Consider the following 19957-nt stretch of genomic DNA (forward strand, 5'->3'; position numbering starts at 1 on the left):
AATGAAGGTGAATAAATTCATCGCAATCTATAAAAACATCGCACAGGAAATCGAAGCCGGCCGTTGGAAGGCAGAGGAGATTCTTCCGTCTGAACATGAGTTGACCGCACAGTACGATACATCTAGAGAAACGGTCCGAAAGGCGCTTCACATGCTTGCGCAAAACGGCTATATCCAGAAAATCAGGGGGAAGGGCTCTGTCGTTCTCAACCGTGAAAAAATGCAGTTTCCCGTCTCAGGCCTTGTCAGCTTCAAGGAGCTCGCGCAAACGCTTGGCAAAGAAACGAAAACAACTGTACACAAATTTGGACTGGAGCCTGCGTCAGAGCTGATCCAAAAACAGCTCCAGGCCACTCCGAATGAGGACATCTGGGAAGTCATCAGGTCCAGAAAGATTGACGGGGAACATGTGATTTTGGATAAAGATTACTTTTTCAGAAAGCATGTCCCTCACCTGACGAAAGAAATCTGTGAAAACTCCATATATGAATATCTAGAAGGAGAGCTCGGTCTTTCGATCAGCTATGCCCAAAAAGAAATTGTCGCTGAGCCGTGTACGGACGAGGACAGAGAGCTGCTCGATTTACGCGGCTATGACCATATGGTCGTGGTGAGAAACTACGTCTTTTTGGAGGATACGAGTCTGTTTCAATATACAGAAAGCAGACACCGTCTCGACAAATTCAGGTTTGTCGATTTTGCGCGGCGGGGGAAATGAGAGAGGCGCCTGCCTGCGGCAGCGCGCTTTTTTGTTTAGTATCAAAATTGATACTATCCAACAAAAATGTGCGTACTTTTACTTTTTATCATAATGGCTACAATAGAGATGAGAGTAACTAAAAGGAGAGGTGTTTCACATGGCAGATATAAAGAAACAAATTCTGGACGCATACAATTTCAGACATGCGACAAAGGAATTTGACCCGAATAAAAAAGTATCAGACAGCGATTTTGAATTTATTTTAGAAACAGGAAGACTTTCACCGAGTTCACTCGGCCTTGAGCCTTGGAAATTCGTTGTAGTACAAAATCCGGAATTCCGCGAGAAGCTTCGCGAATACACATGGGGCGCGCAAAAGCAGCTTCCGACAGCAAGCCATTTCGTCCTGATTCTTGCACGTACCGCGAAGGATATCAAATATAATGCGGACTACATCAAACGTCATTTAAAAGAAGTCAAACAAATGCCGCAAGACGTGTCCGAAGGCTACATCAGCAAAACAGAAGAATTCCAGAAAAACGATTTGCATTTGCTTGAAAGCGACAGAACACTGTTTGACTGGGCATCTAAACAAACTTATATCGCGCTTGGCAACATGATGACTGCCGCTGCGCAAATCGGTGTTGATTCCTGCCCGATCGAAGGCTTCCAGTATGATCACATTCACCGCATTCTTGAAGAGGAAGGCCTTCTGGAAAACGGAAGCTTTGATATTTCTGTGATGGCGGCATTCGGTTACCGTGTAAGAGACCCTCGCCCGAAAACAAGATCTGCTGTTGAAGATGTTGTGAAATGGGTGTAAATAAAGAAAGCTGCTCGCTTAGCGAGCAGCTCTTTTTTATGCCTGATTTGCTTTACTCTGTTTTCTTCTCTGATACAAGTACAATGCCGTTCCGAGTGCACTGATCAGAAATCCGGCCAAAAGGATGGAGTACATGGATGTGGCTGTGTCCGGAAGCAAGCCGCCAGCCGGGCCGTCAGTGCCTGATCCGCTTGATCCGTTTCCACCAGTGCCGTTTGTCGGATCCGTGCCGGGAGGTGTCTGATTTCCTCTGTTTCCATCAGTCGGCTGTTTTCCGCCCGGTTTGTCAGAGCCTCCTCCATTGCTGCCGTCATCACCGCCTGTCGGCTGATCAGACGGAAACGCCGGCGGTTTGTCATTCGAACCGGAATTTAAAATCGTGTATTCGCTGAAGTGGTTTGTGTATCCTGTAACGATATCATCTTCTACTGATCCGTTTTCTGTCTTTTTGAAAGCTTTCTTTTTCCGGTCGACGTGGTAAATGGCTGGATTATGAGCTTCTTCAATGTCAAACATGCGAAGCGAAAGCTGAACGGGCTCTTTGAATGATTTTATTTCTTTTCCTTTTTGCCTCACTGTAAAGTCGTACACATCTGCAAGTGAAGCATCCAATTCTCCCGTTGACGTAATTCCGATTGCGGTATCCGCTGTTTTGAGGTTCGCCATGGGCATTTTCATGCTGTACCAGTAGTTGAACACCGTCAATGAAGGATCTGACTCTCTTTCTTTCAAAAGTTTGACCTGATCTTTTTTTACTTTGAGATTGATAGGCTTCTCTTGAGAGCCTTCATGTGTTCCGTAATAGACAAACGGTGTGTTGGCATTTTTAGCGTAAACCGCAAATTTGTCTTCATCAAGTGTCCAGCTGCCGTCCTTCTGCTTAGTCGGCAGGAATACTTCTTTGATCCGTCCTTCAATTTTAGGAGAGACCTTGTTTCCTAGTTTTTTCAGCTGTTCGGTGAAAATCTCATAATCAACGTAGCCAAGGTCTTCACCATGGGACGCTTCAGTAAAGACAGAATATCCGTCTCCTCCGGCACCGACAAAATGATTCGTTGCCACACGGAAGGTATCATCCGTATGTAGATCAACTTTGTCTCCGTTAGGCAATTCAATTTTCACGTCTAACACACGGTGTCCAGGTTTGTTGTTTAATGTAAAGGTATATTCAATTCCGGCCACCTGAGGGAAAGCGCCGCCGCCGTTTTCCACATTGCTTAAGCCTTGTTCAAGGGCTTCTTTAATTTGCTTTCCGGTTAAGTCGGCCACGTAAAGCGTATTGCCGAACGGCATCACGTTCAGCACCTCGCCGAGTGTAATATCACCTTTGTCAATTCCGGCTCTGATGCCGCCGCCATTTGTTATCGCTATTCTGGCACCGGCTGCTTCTTTCGCTTTTGCCAGCATACCGTCCGCAATGAAGTTTCCGAGATTTGTTTCCTTCGTGCGCACATGCTCACGCTGGCCGTCAAGCGCCACATCCGTATAGCCGACTTTTTCATTTTTCACGTCTTCTAATTCACTTTTGAACTGATCGAGCTCTTGTTTTGCTTCTGCATTTTCTTCTGTATGCTCATCAATTGGCAGTACGCTCAGATTTGATTTGTCTGTTTGCACAACGCCGTTTTTATCAAACGCGACATCGACGCGCCCCAAGAATTGGCCGTATTCTTTTGCTTGTGCCACGATTGTCGGCTCTTCATTGTTAACGACTTCCATTTTGTCAACGAGGGTGTGAGTGTGTCCGCCGATGATCAGGTCAATGCCTTTCACTTTTTTCGCCAGCTCAAGATCACGGTTGTGGCCGATATGGGTCAAAGCGATAATTTTATTTACTTTTTCATCTTCCTGTATCGTTTTGACTGTGTTTTTCGCGGTTTCAAACGCATCATGAAAGACGATGCTTTTACCCGGGCTTGATGTGGTGGCTGTATCTTCCGTTGTCAGTCCGAATACGGCAACTTTCTCACCGTCAACGTCTAACAGAATGTAAGGGTGGATGCCGGGCGCCTTCTTTTCACCCGCCCTAAAGGTTTGCGGCTTTTTGACAAATGATTTCAGCTTGGGCTCATTTGACACATCTACGTTTGCGCTGACGACCGGAAATGCAGGCGCTTCAAAGTGATAGCGGTTCGCCGGATCAACGGTCGCGCTGTTTCCGCTTAGAAAATCAGAAAGCACTGTCGGGCCTTTATCAAATTCGTGGTTTCCGAAGGTCATGGCATCATAGCCCATCATGTTCATCATTTTCAAATCGGCTAAACCGTTCCATTTTGTAAAATACAGATCGCCGGAAAATACATCTCCCGCATCAAGGAGAATGTTGTGGTTTGTTTCGCTTCGCACTTCGTTGATTTTCGTCATTCGTCTCGCCGCGTCATCGAGATGGGCGTGCGTATCATTGGTGTGCATGACGGTCAGATCCCACAGTCCATCTTTAGGCGGATCAGGATTTGAATCATCATCGAATTGCAGCTTATACACACCATAGCCTTCATTCACAGACTCACCTACATAAGCGACATCGTCCGCTTTATCGGCAAAAGGCTTCGCCAAAAGCGAGGATTCAAATGTTACATTCGTTCCGGAAACGGGCACGATTGACCAGTTGTTGTCCGCTTTTGGATTGACTGTTTTTTGTTCAATCATGTAATCCATCAGCACCTGTCTGTTTTCAACAGCGGAGCCGTGGACAATCTTATCGCTCGTCAGGTGAGGGAAGCCGCCGCCTCCGGACGCACGATAATTATTGGTGACCACAAGAAATTCCTGGCTTGGGCTGATCGGCTTGCCATCGTAGGAAAGGTTGACGATCCGGGATGAGTCCGCGTGAATGACTTTTCCGTTCTCATTGTATTTCGCCGGTTTTGTCACATCGACCTGATATGTGACGCCGTCAATCACGTCAAAATTATAGGAGCGGAAATTGTCATTCAGCAAGGCTTGATCGCCGCCTTTTGACGGATCAATTTGATTGAATTGGCCTGCCGACATGTCCAGCCAGTCCTTGACTTCGCTGCCCGTCAGCTTGACGATCTGAACGGTATTATCGTAAAGATACAAGTCACCGACATTTTTTATGGCAAGATCTCCGGCCGGAATGTTCGTATAGTAATTGGCTCCGTTTCTGCCGCCTGCTTTAAACGGCGCCCCTGCGGACAAAATCGGGAGGTCCTTGTATTTGGTATCCTTCATTTCCTTTTCGGCGTACCATTTTTGCGCATCGGTCACGATCTGGATGGAGGGATCATCTTTGACCTGTGCAAAGTAGCTGTTAATGTCTGCTTTTGTTTTGCCGACTGGTTTTCTGATATATTCCAATGTGTTTTGGTGGGTTTGCCGGATGGTGTTTGTGACTGTTTTATTTCTGGATGTGACAGTGCCGGCAATGGGTTCAATACTGCCTTTGGAATCCGCCACCTTCCATGACCCGTCTGTCTTTTCGAGTTTGAGGTCAATCACGCCTAAATATTTGCCCCAGCTGCTTGGCATGACGACCGGAATGCCGTTAATCGTTCCTTTTTCAACGTCGAATTTGGCGGCACCCGCGTACTCGGAGGAAGGGAAGAGTCCGTGCTGATGGCCCGAGATGATCGCGTCAATGCCTTTCGTTTTGGTGGCAAGATCCAACACGGCGTTTTCTGCGCCGGATGATTGCGCCTGTTTTTCAATGCCGGTGTGGGCGAGGGCGATAATGACATCCGCGCCTTCCGCCTTCATTTTCGGGATCGTTTCATTGGCTGATTCTACGATATCCTGCACCTGCACCTGACCTTCGAGATTCTTTTTGTCCCACGTCATGATTTGCGGCGGGACAAAGCCTATGTAGCCGACTTTTATTTTCTGTTCATTGCCGTTTTCGTCAGTGACGGTTTTTTCTTTTATGACATACGGCGTATATCGGTTTTCACCGCTTGTGGTTTTGACGTTGGCATTGACAATCGGGAAATCGGCTCCCTTGATCGTGCCGTCGAGAAAGTCGAGCCCGTAGTTAAATTCATGATTGCCCAGTGTGCCGGCGTCGTATTTCAGCGCATTCATGACGCTGATGATCGGGTGGGTTTTCGCGCCCGAGATAATGTCTTCTTTTTCATATTTCACCGCGTATTCGCCCAGCGGATTCCCTTGAATCAAGTCGCCGTTATCGACGAGCAGGGTGTTTGGATTTTGCTCACGGTGCTTTTGGATCAGCTGGGCCGTTCTCGCCAGCCCGAAATCCGCCGTTTCTTTGTCGCTGTAGTAATCATAATCCATCATGTTGGCATGAATATCAGTCGTGGCCAAAATACTCAGCTGCACCTGAGGAGCCGCGCTTTCTTCTGCATGAATGGGTGGGGTTGGGAGGATTAGGCTAAGTATCATAATTGGGGGCAAAAGAATACGGAGAATGTTACCGACGTGTGTTCGTCTTTTCTGTATTCTCACCAGTTTTCCACCTTTCAACGAAATTTGTGTTACAGCTCCTATTGTAAGAATATTTTGTAACTATTTGTAGGTGTTTCTTTATGATTATTGTAAAAGGGAGGAAAATGAGTATTATGTATCAGCATCAAACGACAGGTGTTGGGTATTTATGCTTATCGTTTGCCGGATCTGAGGAATGTTTATTTTAGTGTGGCTGGGGTAGAGTGTTTTATGTAGACATATTAAAGCAGGAGGTAATGAATCATGGGGAAAAAAATTGCAGTTGTTTTGACAGATTATTTTGAGGACAGTGAGTATACTGAGCCGGCGAAAGCCTTTAAAGAAGCGGGACATGAGCTGACTGTGATCGAAAATGAAAAAGGAAAAACAGTAAAAGGCAAGCAAGGGAACGCGGAAGTGACAGTTGACGCGTCCATTGACGACGTGAACCCTTCCGACTTTGACGCGCTTTTGATTCCCGGAGGATTTTCACCAGACCAGCTTCGTGCGGATGACCGTTTCGTCCAATTTACAAAAGCATTTATGACTGACAAAAAACCGGTATTTGCGATTTGTCACGGTCCGCAGCTCTTAATCAACGCGAAAGCGCTCGACGGCCGAAAAGCGACAGGTTATACGTCCATTCGGATTGATATGGAAAACGCGGGCGCCGACGTTGTGGACAAGGAAGTTGTCGTTTGCCAGAATCAGCTGGTGACAAGCCGAACACCGGACGACATTCCGGCATTTAATCGCGAATCTTTGGCATTGCTTGAGAAATAAGAAAAACGGACGCTCCCGGGCGTCCGTTTTTTTGTTGCTTAAGCTTCGACACCTGTCAGTTTCTTGTATCTGTAATACAAGAAGGCGGCCGCGGCCGTTCCGATGACTGCTATGCCAAAGTCGAACATAAAAATATGGGCGATGCCTCCCGCTTTTGCGATGAGCCCGGTGGCAATCGGCAGCAGAATCGATGCGATGCTTGAAGCGGTCGCTACAATTCCGGTAACGGTTCCTTTTCGCTTCCAGAAAAGCTCTGTCATAAGCGTAATGGTAATTTGAAACACACCCGCGGTCGAAAAACCTAAGAAAAAGGCGGTGATATCCAGCACAACTGGCACGTGAACCGTCAGCATGACCGCGAGCGTACATAAAGTAATAATAGGATAAAAGAGCGTAATCATGACTGGCTTTACCCATCTGTTCAGCAGAAGGGCTAATAATAAAACGGATGTCAGAGATCCTATGCTGTAATAGCTCAGTAATTGCACGGATGCTGATTCAGCCAGACCGGCTGCCTTTTGCGCGTAGCTTGGGAGCCAGATTTGTGAAACGGTAAATAGAGCCGTTGACGTAAAACCGATGATGATCAGTGCGATGCCTTCTTTCTGAAAAACAGGCTTAGACAAGAAAGCGGAAGATGCCTGTTTGCCGCTGCTAGCCGGCTTCTTCTGTTTCTTAGGGAACGACAGTGTTGATAAGTAAACGATATTCAGCGCATAGACCGCTGCCGTCAGATAAAAAGCAAATCCGTAAAACAGGCTGTTGTCTGCTAAAAATGTGATCAGAAGCGGCAAAAGTGCGGCTCCGACAGACATAAAGGCTTTAACCAAGACATTCGCCGAGCCGGAAGCGGCCGGGAAGAGCTCGGTTAAGGCCGGATATGTTCCGGCGTCCATTGCTGAATTAGCGATTCCGGCTAATAGGGCAAACACAAACGCCAATTCATAGCTCGGTGATAAAGGAATACCGACTAAAAAAACGGCCATAATTCCCGCAGAAGCGACAACAAGCGGCTTTCTGCCGATTTTATCTGATAAAACCCCGGAAATGCCGTATGTCAGAAGCTTGCCGAACCCGATAGCGGCAATGACATAACTGATGCCGGTCGGATCGGTATTCCACTGTTTTGTTAGAGAGGACATATTGGATGCGAGAATGATGTTGACCATGCCCAGAAAGAAGTAGTTGATATACATTCCGGATGCTGTTTTGATAGATGTCGTTTTCATGCTTGTACTCCTTCAAATCTTATTCGAACATGTGTCTGATGTTCAATTACGCAATGATAAAAAAGACTCGCCGAGTTCCCGGCCAGTCTCCAATTATTTACGAAGTGAGGCTAATTCTTGTGCGATTGCCTGCATTTCACTTGGGCTGAATGATTGTTTTTTCATCACCATGCTGTGAAGGTACGTGAGGTCTTCAATCTTTTCATCACTGAAATCCTCCGCCTTGATCACGCCGACGTTCAGCATGTTCAGCTTTTGGGAAATCTCTTCAATCATTTGAGTTAATGTTTCTGTATTTGGGCTGGACAAGTGGTTCCATCCTTTCTTTCGCGTTATTCGATAAGTTTTATTCTAACAGAATTCGATCAGAAAAAAACCCTATTCTAAAAGCAGGTCGTTGATTGCAAAAAAGTGGAGACATCAGTTGAAAAGGAAATGAACATCCTACTAAGATATTCATGAAGGTTTCTTTTTAAAGAAATATGGGCAAAGAATAAGGAGGTTGTACAGCATGGTAAGCGTGTTATTTGTTTGTTTAGGAAACATTTGCCGGTCTCCGATGGCAGAAGCGATTTTTCGGGACTTGGCAGTCAAAAAAGGATTAGAGGGGAAAATCAAGACGGACTCAGCCGGTATCGGCGGCTGGCACATCGGCAATCCGCCGCATCAAGGAACGCAGGAGATATTGCGAAGGGAAGGGATCAGCTTTGAGGGCATGCTGGCGCGCCAAGTCAGCGAACAGGATCTGGCCGATTTTGATTATATCGTTGCGATGGACACAGAAAATATCGGGAGCCTCAGAAGCATGGCGGGTTTTAAGAACACGTCGAATATCAAAAGGCTCTTGGACTATGTTGAAGATTCAGATCTGGCTGACGTTCCCGATCCTTACTACACAGGGAACTTTGAAGAGGTAAGCCGATTAATCAAATCGGGCTGTGAGCATCTGCTTGCGTCCATTCAAAAAGAAAAACAATTGTAAGTGAAAGGAGAATTTGCATGAACAACGAACGTTTAATGCTGAAAGGAATATTTCTCGGAGCTGCGGCAGGCGCGGCGCTATCACTGCTCCATAAGCCGACAAGACAGGCATGCGGCATGAGATGGCTGACATGCAAGCATAAACTTTCACTGTACAAAAGCAATCCGGAACTGTTGAAAAACAACGTCATCACAAAAGTGGATGAGGCCAAGAAGCTGGCCCAAACGCTGTCAGAGGAAGTCAGCTTTGTGAATCAGCAGGTGAAAGAGCTGAAGAAAACCACACCGCAAGTGATGGAGCTTGTACAAGAAACGAAAGAGCATTTTTCAAAAAAATGAGCAAACATGCGAGGTGAGACGACATGAACTTTTTGAAAGAGCTTTTCAGCAGATACACCCTTCATGAGGGGCAAAGCAAATCAGCGGAGCTGGCGTATTTTTTTCTATTGTCGCTGTTTCCATTTTTGATTTTTATGCTGACGCTCACCGCGTATCTTCCGATTTCCACCGATGATGTTCTGGGAGTTGTCGAACAATACGCTCCCGGCAGCGCGATGTCCCTCGTTGAATCCATTACCCATCAAACGTTAAATAATCGAAATGGCGGATTGCTGTCATTCGGGATTATCGCGGCTTTATGGTCTGCGTCTAATGGAATGAACGCCATCGTCCGATCGTTAAACCACGCGTATGATGTGGCAGAAAACCGCTCTTTTATCATTGTTCGTCTAACCTCAATTTTCCTGACGATCGCCATGGTATTTACGATTTTAGTGGCCCTGCTTCTGCCGGTGTTCGGCCGGGAGATTGGAAGGCTCGCTTCTGACTTTGTCGGCGCGTCGGATCTGTTTTTATCCGTGTGGGCCGCAATTCGCTGGGGTGTCAGCCCGCTTATCCTTCTGATTGTTTTTTCCGCCCTGTATGTGATTGCGCCGAACAAAAAGCTGTCTCTCCGGTTTGTCATGCCGGGTGCGGTTTTTGCGACCATCGGCTGGATCGTGGTCAGCACACTGTTTTCATTTTACGTCAGCACGTTTGCGAACTATAGCGCAACATATGGGAGCATCGGGGGAATTATCGTCCTGATGATTTGGTTTTACTTAAGCGGAATTTTAATTATTCTGGGAGGAGAACTCAACGCTCTTTTACATAAACGTAAAAAGCTTCCTGATGAAAATCCCTATCATTAGCGCATCCTATAAAAGAACTTCAGTTCAAAAAGAAGTCGGGGGGCTATCGTGATGACCAAGCATACGAAAAAAGGCGGAAGCCACAATAAACAAAATTCGAAAAGCAAATCAGGCAACAAAACAAGCGGAAGCGCCAACGGACAAAACGGCTATCATTAGCATAAGAGCCTCCTGACACCATGTCAGGAGGCTTTTTAATTAAGAGGATGAAGAATAGGTGTCAGCCTGTGACCAGCATTTCGGTTTGCCAAGCACAAGGGCAAGCCACACACCACTAAGCGTGAGGGTAATGAAATAAAACAAGTTTGCGCTGTCAAATGCCTGCATATACCAGCCGCCGGCGATCGGCCCAAGGATGCTGCCGAGACTGAATGTAATGCCGCAAAGCAGGTTTCCTGCCGGCAGCAGATGGGGAGGAAGCAGATCTGTCATGTAGCTGATACCCAGTGTAAAGGTTGATCCGACAGCCATGCCTGCAATAAAAAAGCAGCTGCCGATTACGTAAGGGGAAGGGAATACGCCGGCGATGAAAAAGCAGATCGCCCCTGTCAGCAATATCACAAGCAGCACGTTCCGCCGCCCGTATTTATCGCTGAGGATGCCGAGCGGAAACTGAAAGATAATGCTTCCGATCGCAAATGCGGGAAGGATCAGTGCCACCGCGTCTACTGATATTCCAAGCCTGAGCGCGTATACCGGAAAGCTGCCGTTCAGCGCCGTTTCCAGAAAGCCGTAGCCGAATGTAGGCATAAAGGCCACCCAGCCAAACAGCATGGCTTGATAAAACCGCCTGAAGCTGTTGTCTGCTTTTGTTTCGTGAGGGCTGGTTTCCGGGTATGCATTTTGTAGAAAGAAAACAAAAAGCCACGCAAACAGGCTGAAGCAGCCGGACACGAGAAAAGGCAATGCCGGGCTCAGCTTGACAAGAGGAACCATAAACGGGCCGGCAGCAAAACCAAGGCCGAAGGAGAGCCCGTAAATCGACAGGTTTCTACCACGATTTTGTTTTGATGACATGGAGGTCACCCACGTTTGTGTGGAAAAGTGAAGCATGTGGTCGCCAATTCCGATGAACAGACGAAGCAGGAACCAGATCCAAACCGACTGAAGCCAAATAAATCCGAACAAGCTCAAAATGACTACGCTCCCGCCAATGACGATCAGCGGCTTGAATCCGAGCTTTCTGAGCGGCGCTTCCATAAATGGCGAAGCCAAAAGCACGCCGATATACAGCCCGGTCGCATGCAGGCCGTTGATGGCGGCCGATTCCCCGTTTGTTTCAAAAATAATTGAGATGACAGGCAGCAGCATGCCCTGTGAAAACCCGGAAATGGAAACGAGCAAGACAAGGATAAAGAAATGAAATCGTGACATCGTGTCAGTTCTCCTTATGTGGTATCTCTGTTGATCGTACAATGTTTTCCAAAAGCCGGCAACCTGAAAAAAGCCTATATCACGGTGAACATTTGCCCTCGTGTAATCATCAAGGTTTTTGTGAAGAATAAAATAAAACAAGTCATAAAAAAGGAGCCATATCACCATGAATCGTATCTTTTTTATTTTAGTGGCGGCGGGTGTTCCGCTTTCTGTGATTGGCAGTTTCATGCACTGGCCTTCGGCGGTTCTTTTTGCCGTTTATTGCATAACGATTATCGCGCTTGCAAGCTATATGGGAAGGGCGACAGAATCACTGTCCATCATTGCAGGACCGCGGATCGGCGGTTTGTTGAACGCCACCTTCGGAAATGCGGTTGAGCTGATTATTTCCCTTTTTGCATTAAAGGAAGGCCTGACCGGAATCGTGCTTGCCTCTTTAACCGGTTCAGTGCTGGGGAACCTCTTGCTGGTCGCGGGCTTATCGTTTTTTATCGGCGGTTTAAAATATAAGCGGCAGGAGTTTAATATCCATGACGCGCGCCATAATTCAGGACTTTTGATTTTTGCCATCATTGTCGCCTTCGTGATTCCCGAAGTATTTTCTATTGGAATGGGAGACGCGAGCAAGCTCAATTTAAGCATCGGCATCAGCATCATCATGATTCTGTTATATGTCGCGGCGCTGTATTTTAAACTCGTCACGCACCGCGGCGTTTATCAGCCGAACAATGCTGTCCAGAATGAAGAAGAGGAGCAGCCGGAATGGTCAGGGAAGGTTGCGACGATTGTTTTGTTTGCGGCAACGATTGTCGTGGCATACATATCCGAAAACCTGGTCCACACGTTCCACTCAGTGGCTGAACAGTTCGGCTGGAGTGAGCTGTTTATCGGGGTTATTATCGTTGCGATTGTCGGAAATGCCGCGGAGCACGCGTCAGCCATCATCATGGCCTATAAAAATAAAATGGACATTGCGGTTGAAATCGCAGTCGGTTCCACACTGCAGATTGCTATGTTTGTCGCACCGGTTCTCGTCATCTGTTCCATCTTTTTCCCGGTAAGCATGCCGCTTGTATTTACACTGCCAGAGCTTGTGGCGATGGTATCATCGGTTCTCTTGATGATCGCGATTTCGAATGACGGGGATTCCAACTGGTTTGAAGGGGCGACACTGCTTGCCGCATATGTGATTGTCGCGATCGGCTTTTTCCTTCTTTAACCTGAAAAAATGATGGATAACAACAAAGCGGGATGAAAAGACTAAGGGAAAATGCCATAGAAAGAGTGATATGATGAAAAAGCTATTTCATTCCACACTTATTGTGTTGTTATTCTTTAGTTTTTTCGGCGTTCAGCCCATCCACGCGAAAAAGCAGTTTAAGGTTCCTAATTCTGTCGCGAGCATTTCGAAGGAAAACACGTATCCGAACGCTTCACAGGATCAGCCGATGCTTCAGCCGAGCAAGCTGGCGAAGGAATTGCTCGAGCATTCCGAGGTGAAGATTGAAAACCCTCATCTCATCAAAATGCTGAATGAATCTAACATATCCGGCACACCGCTTGCGGTGGGCTATCGGGCGACAATATTTCTTGGGAAGTGGGCGCTCGGCTATGAATCAAATGAAACAGTGGCGAATTGGGAGTATAAAAAAATCAATACAAACCGCGCGGATAACCGCGGCGGAAAAGAAACAGCTGAAATGCATTATGTTCAAGAACAGCAGTACAAAGTGAAGGGCGGCCTGACGGCTAAGGTTCCAAATGCTGAAGATGTCAAAAGCATGATGATGATGGAAGCGATGAAAAAAACAAACCTTCCGCTTGCATTTGAAACGGTCGTCGGAGCGGGCACAAAACGGGATCAAATTTATAAAGTCGCACCTAAGAAACTCGGTTATCTAAACGCATACGCACCGGCAGTGAATGAAAAAGGAAAAGTAACATACGGAGAAGTGTACTTAGTGCTGAAAGGGAATAAACGAAAACTTGTCGTGAAAAATGTAACATCACAGGGGATCGGCGCCTGGATTCCAGTTCAAGACCACGTCACATATGGCTTTCAGCTTTCCTCACTGCCAAAATAAACAAAAAACTGATTCCCACTCGGAATCAGTTTTTTTGTTTATTGGGTTCTCTCGATTCGGACCGCTTCCTCAAGCATTTGCACATTGTTTTGGTACAGCTGGCGAACGAGAACCCGTCTCACAGCAAGGCTGGCTCTGAAATAATCCTCATCTCTTACCATGCCTTTAACCGTAAATTCGACGCCGCGGTTGATTTTATTCAATGCGGTGATGCCGTGGATTTGAAACGGTTCTGTCGGATTGCCGAATTCATCCCGTTTCAATGAATCCCGAAGCTCTTCATTCAGCATGTCACAAGCCTCTTCCAATACGCTGTACACGCGGTCGGGATCTTCTTTAAAGCTGATGAGAAAGGATTCGGTGATCCTCATAAAATCGATATTATAATTTTCTATCTGTCTGACCTCACCGTTGCTGATGGTAAGCAGCTTCCCGCTCCATTCCCGGATTTGCAGCGAGCGAAGGCCGATTTCCTCGACTGTCCCGTTAAACAAATTGTTGACGGTGACATAATCGCCTTTGTGCAGCTGACGTTCATAAATTAAGAACACACCTGCCAGTACATCCTTAATCAGAGATTGGGCGCCAAAGCCGATGACGATACCTGCTACGCCCGCCCCGGCTAATATCTTGCCGAAATCATGCACAAATAAAGAAATAACATAAAAGATAAAACCAATCGTCGCCGTATACTGGGTGACAGAACGGACCAAGCTTTCAATCGTTTGTTCCTTTTTTTCTTCAATAAAGTCCGTCCGTTTAAAAAACAGCTGTACCAGCCGGTTAATGATAAAAACCCCGATCCAAAGGATAACGGCAACGAGGAGAATATCGACGATTTTATTCTGGAAAATCTCCGTAAGTGTTTCTTTCATCCACATCTAACTCCTGGCTTGACGTTTTGTGAAATCCGTATCCTGATAATAACTGTTTTTGACAAGAACATTCGGCCCGAGGCATCGGACATTCGGGCAGTGGCAATTCAGCTCTTTCGCAAGCTTCGTCTCTCTCCATTTTTCATAGGCGGAAGGGAGGCTGTCCGTCTGAATATTGCCAAGCGGCGGTGTATCGCCAAAATCGGTCACGATAATGTTTCCGTCAAAAATATTCACATTCAGTCGGGAACGGCCGTCAGGGTCATTTCTCACTGTGACGTTTTTCGCCGCGCGAAGCCGGCGAAGCAGCTTTTGATCCTCTTCGTCCGAACTGCAGGCATAAAACGGCAGTGTTCCGAACAGCATCCACGTCTTTTCATCACGAATATCCAGCAAGCGGTGAATGGCCTGTCTCATCTCTTTGAGGCTGAGAGAATCAAGAGCGCTCGCGAAATCGCTCGGATACATCGGATGGACTTCGTGACGCTGACATTTCATATCTTCTGTGATTTGGCGGTGAATATGCTCAATATGCGGAAGTGTTCGTTTATTCAGCATCGTTTCCGCAGATACCATTACCCCGGCATCCACGAGCGTGCGGCTGTTTTCGATCATTTTTTCAAAATAGCGCGCGCGCTGCTCGAAGGTCGGTTTTCTGTCCATCATGGCAAAGCCGATCTCGGCAAAATCCTCAACTGTGCCCCAGTTGTGAGAAATATGCAGGACATCAAGATACGGAATAATCCATTCGTATCGTTCAATATCAAGAGTCAGGTTGGAATTGATTTGTGTCCGCACACCGCGTTCGTGGGCGTATTTCAATAACGGCACGACATATTCCTTTACTGATTTTAATGAAAGCATCGGCTCTCCGCCTGTAATGCTGATGGATCTGAGGCGCGGAATTTCCTCCAGCCGTTTTAACAGAAGATCTATTGGCAGAGCATTCGGGTCTTTAGGCTGCAATGTATAGCCTACAGCGCAATGCTCGCATCTCATATTGCACAGTGTCGTCGTTGTGAATTCAACGTTTGTCAGCTGCATGTCTCCATACTGGTCAACATCCATATAGGCTTCCCAAGGGTCAAACTCGGGTGTAATCGGCCGCAGCTTCGTGTTTTGTGTCATGACTATCTAACTCCTTTATAAATGGGCATACTAACGCTGCCAACAGTTAATTTTAGACCTGATTTAACAAGTTCGCAAGTAGCGGAGCAATTGAAAAACGGCAAAAAATGAGCTACCATAATAAAAAATGAATGGAGGAACACAATGGGGAACGCCGTAAACAATAAAGATCAGCAGATTGATTATTTAAAGAACAGACTTGACATGTTTATGAACGTCATCGATTCATTAGACCCTGAAGCAACCGACGTTGAGGATATAGACAGGCTCATCAGCATGCTTGATGATCTGGAAGCCAAATACGAACGCTTTAAAAAAGATTGGGAATAAAACCGCGTCCGCCGCGGTTTTTTATATTGGCATAAAGCAACAGTATAAAACAAAGCCCCTATCTGTAAAATAAGAAAAAATGCAGAAGGAGCGCTGGCCATGAAGTGGATGTGTTCAATATGCTGTGCCGCCGTCTTGTTTGCCGGAGGCGCGGCGCAAGCGGAAGCGGTGACGAATGAGCCGATCAATTGGGGCTTTAAACGAAGTGTCAATCATCAGCCGCCAGATGCCGGAAAGCAGCTGAACAGTTTAATTGAAAAATACGACGCGTTTTATTTAGGGAATACAAAAGAAAAAACGATTTATTTAACGTTTGATAACGGCTATGAAAATGGCTATACGCCAAAAGTGCTTGATGTCTTAAAAAAGCATCGCGTAACAGGAACGTTTTTTGTCACCGGGCATTTCGTAAAGGACCAGCCTCAGCTGATCAAACGAATGTCAGATGAAGGCCATATTATCGGCAACCATTCCTTTCACCATCCGGATCTGACGACAAAAACAGCTGACCAGATTCAAGACGAGCTTGATTCAGTCAACGAAGAGGTTTACAAAATTACGGGAAAGCAGGACAACCTGTATTTGCGGCCGCCGCGCGGCGTATTCAGTGAGTACGTGCTGAAAGAAACGAAACGCCTCGGCTACCAAACCGTTTTCTGGTCGGTCGCTTTTGTTGATTGGAAGATCAACAACCAAAAGGGGAAGAAATACGCTTACGATCATATGATCAAGCAGGCCCACCCAGGAGCCATTTACCTGCTTCACACCGTATCAAGGGACAATGCCGAAGCACTCGATGACGCGATTACAGACCTGAAAAAACACGGCTACACATTTAAAAGCCTTGATGATCTGATGTTTGAGAAAGAAATGAAGCTGCCGTCTTTATAACGAGAAGAGCCTCTCTTGAAATGGAGAGGCTTCGGCTTGTAGAAAAAACGATGTTTTTTCTACAAGCTTTGTCGGGCATGCGTCTGTGAGAAGACTTGTTCACTCACATTTCGTTTTCCCCTCAATCTGCAATAGCGAAGCCCATGCAGTTGTTTTGAATCTGCAAGCTTCGCTCTATTTTTTCTTTTTAAATAAAATAAGCGGATCAAGTGAGGGGCGGCCTTTGTTTTCACTGTAGTAAGGTTTAACCTTTTCAATGATGAAAGAAAAGTCTATGTATTGATCAATTTTTCGAAGCAGGTGATCCTCTTCGACGAGTTGGTCAAGCAGAACAAATTCGGCTGTGTTTTGAGAAGAGTTTCTTGTGTGGGACATGAGAAAGACACCGTCCTTTTCAGTCTTTCTTTTATTTTATTACAGGGAAATGGATATTTTAAGGGGAAAATAAAGGTTGTCGAGATTTTCTCGACAGTCTGAGTCTTCTTATAGAGAGGGGCTTTTAACTAGTGTTTGAAGAATACTTTTAAGTAACGAAAGTTAATGACTGACTATTTTGTAATTAAATTGATAAGATCTTTATTTTATTACTCTAAGATTGTTATACTAATAACTAACATATTTTCTGAATTGGAGGACTATTGTTATGAAAGGGAAAAAGATCATCATTTGTTTATTGGCCATCTCTGTTATTTTCATAGTTGGCTTTTATTTTATTAAAAATAAAAATAATGAAACTCTTGATTCAATGAAAAAATTTAATACTGAACAGGAAGCCTTACAGCATGCTAAACAAGAATCACCTTATATTACTGACTTTATAGATGAAACAAAGGAAATTGATAATGAAAAAGTTGTGATATATACATTTGAAAAAAATAAACAAATGGGTATAGGAACAGGAACATTGGCATGGAAAGATAAAAAAGTGACGTGGGTAAAGAACGGGAATGATATAGTAATTGATAGTAAGAATAATAAGGCTGATATTTCAGGTGATGTAAAGTCTTATTCGGGTAAAAAGTATAAATTATATGCAGGAGTTAAGAAAACAAAAAATCTAAAAATTGAAACTCAGACAGATGATAATGTAACTCCTCATGTGGATAAGAAATCAGGAATATATTATTTGTTAATTCCTAGTATAAATTGATTATATTCGGTTTACAAAATAACCCTTGTTTGGTAACGTTTTTAATGTGTTATTAAAATAAGGAGGGTGTATATGAAAAGGAAAGTTGCATTTTTGATTGCTGTTTGTGTGGTATGTTTGATGATTTTTGGAAATCCTACGAAAGGATTTGCAGCTGAGCAAAATACTATCAATCTATCTGATTCAAATGTTGAGAAATTTTATGATGAGGAACAAAATGCAGTAATTGCACCATTCAAAGCGACCGAAAATGGTCTTGTACCTGTTTCAAAAGAGGAATATGAAAAAGCGACTAAAACAACAGAAAACGAAGATTTAGAGAATGAGTTTGTTGTTTCTGAGGAAAATAACGTCGAGCCAGAATTTAATGCCTATGCTGACGTTGATATTAGAACTTGGCATTATAAAGAGAAATCAGCCACTAAATATTATGGAGATCCTATTAAAGTTTCAGCATCAATTAAGTGTACTTCATCATCGTGTAGAGTAGATAAACAATGGCAAGCTACTGTATCTAAGTCTTACAGTGTTAATGCTTCATCTGAAATTAAAGCTATAAACTATGGTGCTAGTTTTAATTTTACGTCAGCAAAATCTAGTTCTAGTACATATTCCTTTACAATAAAAAAAGGTCAATCAGGATATATAGCTTTTAAACCATACAAAAGAAAGTCTACAGGTACCTTAACGCAGTATTCTACAATGCATGGTAAAATCAGTAGCAAATCAGCCTACGGAAGATCAGCAATTAAGTTGAAAACTGGAGAAGCTGATGGATACTATTCTTTTGTTTTTACTAAAAAATAGTATGATAGATCTTTTATAGAGGAAGGTAAAAGTAATACCCTCGCCCAAAATGCCCTTCTCATATGATATGATCCCCCTCATAGTAGACCTATGGAGGGGATTTTTTTATAAGGAAAATAAGGAAAACTTAGATATTCACTTTAAGAAAAAAATTGTTGATCTTCATCTCAATGATGGGATGGGTTAGCAGTATGTAAATATATTCATTTTTACAACCATCAACGATTCCAAAAGAAGTTAAACAACCTGAGCTCATATCAATACAGGACTCAGGCTGCTTAGTGCCTTTTTAACACTGTCTACCTGACAGGGGTCACTCCTAAAAAAGGAGAGGCTCCTTTTATTATTTAATACATTTAATCAGCGCGGCCCAATCAAGATCTCCAAAGCCTTGTTCGAGCCCGCTTTCAAAATGGCTCTTAGCCAGCTCGGCAAGAGGGAGATTTGCAGAAACCTGCTTTGCGGCGGCGAGTGCCAGATTGGTATCCTTCAGCCCTAAAGACATTTTGAAGCCGGCCGGCTCAAATGTCTGCTCAGCCATGATGGTTCCGTAATTTTGATAGACTGGAGAGCCAAAGAGCGCGCTGGCGATTTCTAAAAATTGTTTTTGTTCTAAGCCGTACTTTTCCATCATTAAGAAGGATTCAGATAACGCTTCCAGCATGGACACGAGCAAGAAATTGATGCTGATTTTGGCCGCATTTGCCGTCTTGCTTTCTTCGCCGACGTCAAATACCTGCTGGCTCAAGCTGTCAAGAAGAGGCTTGGCGGTTTGCTTCGCTTCCGCCGGTCCGGCTGTTATGATGCGAAGCGCGGCTTTTGCGGCGGCATCCGGTCTGCCAAGGACGGGAGCGGCGAGAAAGAATTGTCCTTTCTCTGCATGAGCCGCAGCGAGTTTTTCTGAGAATTCAACACTGATCGTGCTCATCGAGATGTGAATGCCGTTCTCTGCCAATCCTTCAATCAGCCCGTTCTCTCCGAAGGTCACGGCGCTGACAGAATCGTCATCTGAAAGCATCGTGATGACAATATCAGCGGTCTTTGCCGCCTGGCGCGGCGTATCAGCTGCCTGTGCTCCTTCTGATACAAGTTCTTCCGTCTTTTGTTTCGTCCGATTATATACAGTCAAATTGTAGCCTGCCTGAAGCACGTTTCTGGCAATAGGCTGTCCCATATTGCCAAGTCCGATGACAGCAATTTTCAAT

19 protein-coding genes and 2 pseudogenes are annotated in these 19957 nt (G+C 45.1%); 13 read left to right on the plus strand and 8 right to left on the minus strand.

Annotated elements, in window-relative coordinates:
- Window position 1: 1 nt before the first annotated feature.
- Window positions 2-718: a trehalose operon repressor gene (gene treR, locus G4P54_RS04100; protein ID WP_167871860.1), complete on the plus strand. Its 717-nt coding sequence runs from the start codon at window positions 2-4 to the stop codon at window positions 716-718.
- Window positions 719-857: 139 nt separating this feature from the next.
- Window positions 858-1523 carry an NAD(P)H-dependent oxidoreductase gene (locus tag G4P54_RS04105; RefSeq protein WP_167871861.1) on the plus strand — a complete coding sequence of 222 codons (666 nt, stop codon included), beginning with the start codon at window positions 858-860 and terminating at the stop codon, window positions 1521-1523.
- 36 nt (window positions 1524-1559) lie between these two features.
- Here the strand turns inward: G4P54_RS04105 and G4P54_RS04110 are convergent, their stop codons facing one another.
- Entirely contained in the window at window positions 1560-5948 is a 4389-nt protein-coding gene (locus G4P54_RS04110; RefSeq protein ID WP_167871862.1) for a multifunctional 2',3'-cyclic-nucleotide 2'-phosphodiesterase/3'-nucleotidase/5'-nucleotidase, read from the minus strand.
- Window positions 5949-6191: 243 nt separating this feature from the next.
- Between G4P54_RS04110 and yfkM the strand changes: the two genes are divergently transcribed.
- Window positions 6192-6710 carry a general stress protein 18 gene (yfkM, locus tag G4P54_RS04115; protein ID WP_024715744.1) on the plus strand — a complete coding sequence of 173 codons (519 nt, stop codon included), beginning with the start codon at window positions 6192-6194 and terminating at the stop codon, window positions 6708-6710.
- 38 nt (window positions 6711-6748) lie between these two features.
- On the opposite strand, the gene G4P54_RS04120 is transcribed toward yfkM, so the two are convergent.
- Together G4P54_RS04120 and G4P54_RS04125 are read right to left on the minus strand one after the other, a co-directional pair.
- On the minus strand, window positions 6749-7939 hold the full coding sequence (locus G4P54_RS04120) for an MFS transporter (RefSeq protein WP_167871863.1): 1191 nt from the start codon (window positions 7937-7939) through the stop codon (window positions 6749-6751).
- Between the two features lie 93 nt (window positions 7940-8032).
- Entirely contained in the window at window positions 8033-8248 is a 216-nt protein-coding gene (locus G4P54_RS04125; protein ID WP_003223104.1) for a DUF1128 domain-containing protein, read from the minus strand.
- Window positions 8249-8450: 202 nt separating this feature from the next.
- On the opposite strand from G4P54_RS04125, the gene G4P54_RS04130 reads away from it, so the two are divergent.
- The 3 genes from G4P54_RS04130 to G4P54_RS04140 are packed head-to-tail and all read left to right on the plus strand — an operon-like array spanning window position 8451 to window position 10110.
- Entirely contained in the window at window positions 8451-8921 is a 471-nt protein-coding gene (locus G4P54_RS04130) for a low molecular weight protein-tyrosine-phosphatase (RefSeq protein ID WP_167871864.1), read from the plus strand.
- A gap of 17 nt (window positions 8922-8938) precedes the next feature.
- Window positions 8939-9259, plus strand: a complete 321-nt coding sequence (locus G4P54_RS04135; RefSeq protein ID WP_167871865.1) for a hypothetical protein — start codon at window positions 8939-8941, stop codon at window positions 9257-9259.
- 23 nt (window positions 9260-9282) lie between these two features.
- On the plus strand, window positions 9283-10110 hold the full coding sequence (locus G4P54_RS04140; protein ID WP_167871866.1) for a YihY family inner membrane protein: 828 nt from the start codon (window positions 9283-9285) through the stop codon (window positions 10108-10110).
- A 198-nt stretch (window positions 10111-10308) separates the two neighbouring features.
- Here G4P54_RS04140 and G4P54_RS04145 read toward each other — a convergent pair whose 3' ends face one another.
- Entirely contained in the window at window positions 10309-11502 is a 1194-nt protein-coding gene (locus G4P54_RS04145) for an MFS transporter (RefSeq protein WP_476693169.1), read from the minus strand.
- A 148-nt stretch (window positions 11503-11650) separates the two neighbouring features.
- Here G4P54_RS04145 and cax point away from each other — a divergent pair, with 148 nt between their 5' ends.
- Together cax and G4P54_RS04155 are read left to right on the plus strand one after the other, a co-directional pair.
- Window positions 11651-12706 (plus strand): calcium/proton exchanger, encoded by a 1056-nt coding sequence (gene cax / locus G4P54_RS04150; RefSeq protein WP_167871868.1) that lies wholly within the window; start codon window positions 11651-11653, stop codon window positions 12704-12706.
- Window positions 12707-12776: 70 nt separating this feature from the next.
- Window positions 12777-13571, plus strand: coding sequence for a YfkD famly protein (locus G4P54_RS04155; RefSeq protein ID WP_081719906.1), 795 nt, complete (start codon window positions 12777-12779; stop codon window positions 13569-13571).
- 38 nt (window positions 13572-13609) lie between these two features.
- Here G4P54_RS04155 and mscC read toward each other — a convergent pair whose 3' ends face one another.
- Together mscC and yfkAB are read right to left on the minus strand one after the other, a co-directional pair.
- Window positions 13610-14452 carry a mechanosensitive ion channel protein MscC gene (gene mscC, locus G4P54_RS04160; protein ID WP_081719905.1) on the minus strand — a complete coding sequence of 281 codons (843 nt, stop codon included), beginning with the start codon at window positions 14450-14452 and terminating at the stop codon, window positions 13610-13612.
- The gene (gene yfkAB, locus G4P54_RS04165) at window positions 14453-15574 is read right to left on the minus strand and encodes a radical SAM/CxCxxxxC motif protein YfkAB (RefSeq protein ID WP_024715735.1); all 1122 of its coding nucleotides are present in this window, start codon (window positions 15572-15574) and stop codon (window positions 14453-14455) included.
- Between the two features lie 144 nt (window positions 15575-15718).
- Between yfkAB and G4P54_RS04170 the strand changes: the two genes are divergently transcribed.
- Together G4P54_RS04170 and pdaA are read left to right on the plus strand one after the other, a co-directional pair.
- Window positions 15719-15904: an SE1561 family protein gene (locus tag G4P54_RS04170; RefSeq protein WP_003223132.1), complete on the plus strand. Its 186-nt coding sequence runs from the start codon at window positions 15719-15721 to the stop codon at window positions 15902-15904.
- Window positions 15905-16003: 99 nt separating this feature from the next.
- Window positions 16004-16795, plus strand: coding sequence for a delta-lactam-biosynthetic de-N-acetylase (gene pdaA, locus G4P54_RS04175; RefSeq protein WP_167871869.1), 792 nt, complete (start codon window positions 16004-16006; stop codon window positions 16793-16795).
- Window positions 16796-16981: 186 nt separating this feature from the next.
- On the opposite strand, the pseudogene G4P54_RS04180 reads toward pdaA, so the two are convergent.
- A pseudogene (locus G4P54_RS04180) lies at window positions 16982-17170 on the minus strand (transposase); the annotation flags it as partial.
- A gap of 268 nt (window positions 17171-17438) precedes the next feature.
- Here G4P54_RS04180 and G4P54_RS04185 point away from each other — a divergent pair.
- The 3 genes and pseudogenes from G4P54_RS04185 to G4P54_RS04195 form a co-directional block, all read left to right on the plus strand.
- Window positions 17439-17945, plus strand: a complete 507-nt coding sequence (locus G4P54_RS04185) for a hypothetical protein (RefSeq protein ID WP_167871870.1) — start codon at window positions 17439-17441, stop codon at window positions 17943-17945.
- 72 nt (window positions 17946-18017) lie between these two features.
- A complete protein-coding gene (locus tag G4P54_RS04190; RefSeq protein WP_167871871.1) occupies window positions 18018-18752 on the plus strand; it encodes a DUF6060 domain-containing protein in 735 nt (244 codons plus the stop codon).
- Window positions 18753-18947: 195 nt separating this feature from the next.
- Window positions 18948-19034, plus strand: a pseudogene (locus G4P54_RS04195) (IS3 family transposase); the annotation flags it as partial.
- A 61-nt stretch (window positions 19035-19095) separates the two neighbouring features.
- Here G4P54_RS04195 and G4P54_RS04200 read toward each other — a convergent pair.
- Window positions 19096-19956, minus strand: coding sequence for an NAD(P)-dependent oxidoreductase (locus G4P54_RS04200; RefSeq protein WP_167871872.1), 861 nt, complete (start codon window positions 19954-19956; stop codon window positions 19096-19098).
- Between the last annotated feature and the right edge of the window lies 1 nt (window position 19957).

Source organism: Bacillus tequilensis, assembly GCF_012225885.1.
GTDB lineage: Bacteria > Bacillota > Bacilli > Bacillales > Bacillaceae > Bacillus > Bacillus tequilensis.

Excerpts from the sequence above, each read along its gene's own strand:
- G4P54_RS04130 (WP_167871864.1), top strand. The coding sequence starts at position 8,451 with ATGGTAAGCGTGTTATTTGTTTGTTTAGGAAACATTTGCCGGTCTCCG.
- G4P54_RS04140 (WP_167871866.1), top strand. The coding sequence starts at position 9,283 with ATGAACTTTTTGAAAGAGCTTTTCAGCAGATACACCCTTCATGAGGGG.
- G4P54_RS04190 (WP_167871871.1), top strand. The coding sequence starts at position 18,018 with ATGAAAAGGAAAGTTGCATTTTTGATTGCTGTTTGTGTGGTATGTTTG.
- G4P54_RS04170 (WP_003223132.1), top strand. The coding sequence starts at position 15,719 with ATGGGGAACGCCGTAAACAATAAAGATCAGCAGATTGATTATTTAAAG.
- G4P54_RS04120 (WP_167871863.1), bottom strand. The coding sequence starts at position 7,939 with ATGAAAACGACATCTATCAAAACAGCATCCGGAATGTATATCAACTAC.
- yfkM (WP_024715744.1), top strand. The coding sequence starts at position 6,192 with ATGGGGAAAAAAATTGCAGTTGTTTTGACAGATTATTTTGAGGACAGT.
- yfkAB (WP_024715735.1), bottom strand. The coding sequence starts at position 15,574 with ATGACACAAAACACGAAGCTGCGGCCGATTACACCCGAGTTTGACCCT.
- pdaA (WP_167871869.1), top strand. The coding sequence starts at position 16,004 with ATGAAGTGGATGTGTTCAATATGCTGTGCCGCCGTCTTGTTTGCCGGA.
- cax (WP_167871868.1), top strand. The coding sequence starts at position 11,651 with ATGAATCGTATCTTTTTTATTTTAGTGGCGGCGGGTGTTCCGCTTTCT.
- mscC (WP_081719905.1), bottom strand. The coding sequence starts at position 14,452 with ATGTGGATGAAAGAAACACTTACGGAGATTTTCCAGAATAAAATCGTC.
- G4P54_RS04185 (WP_167871870.1), top strand. The coding sequence starts at position 17,439 with ATGAAAGGGAAAAAGATCATCATTTGTTTATTGGCCATCTCTGTTATT.
- G4P54_RS04105 (WP_167871861.1), top strand. The coding sequence starts at position 858 with ATGGCAGATATAAAGAAACAAATTCTGGACGCATACAATTTCAGACAT.
- G4P54_RS04155 (WP_081719906.1), top strand. The coding sequence starts at position 12,777 with ATGATGAAAAAGCTATTTCATTCCACACTTATTGTGTTGTTATTCTTT.
- G4P54_RS04135 (WP_167871865.1), top strand. The coding sequence starts at position 8,939 with ATGAACAACGAACGTTTAATGCTGAAAGGAATATTTCTCGGAGCTGCG.
- treR (WP_167871860.1), top strand. The coding sequence starts at position 2 with ATGAAGGTGAATAAATTCATCGCAATCTATAAAAACATCGCACAGGAA.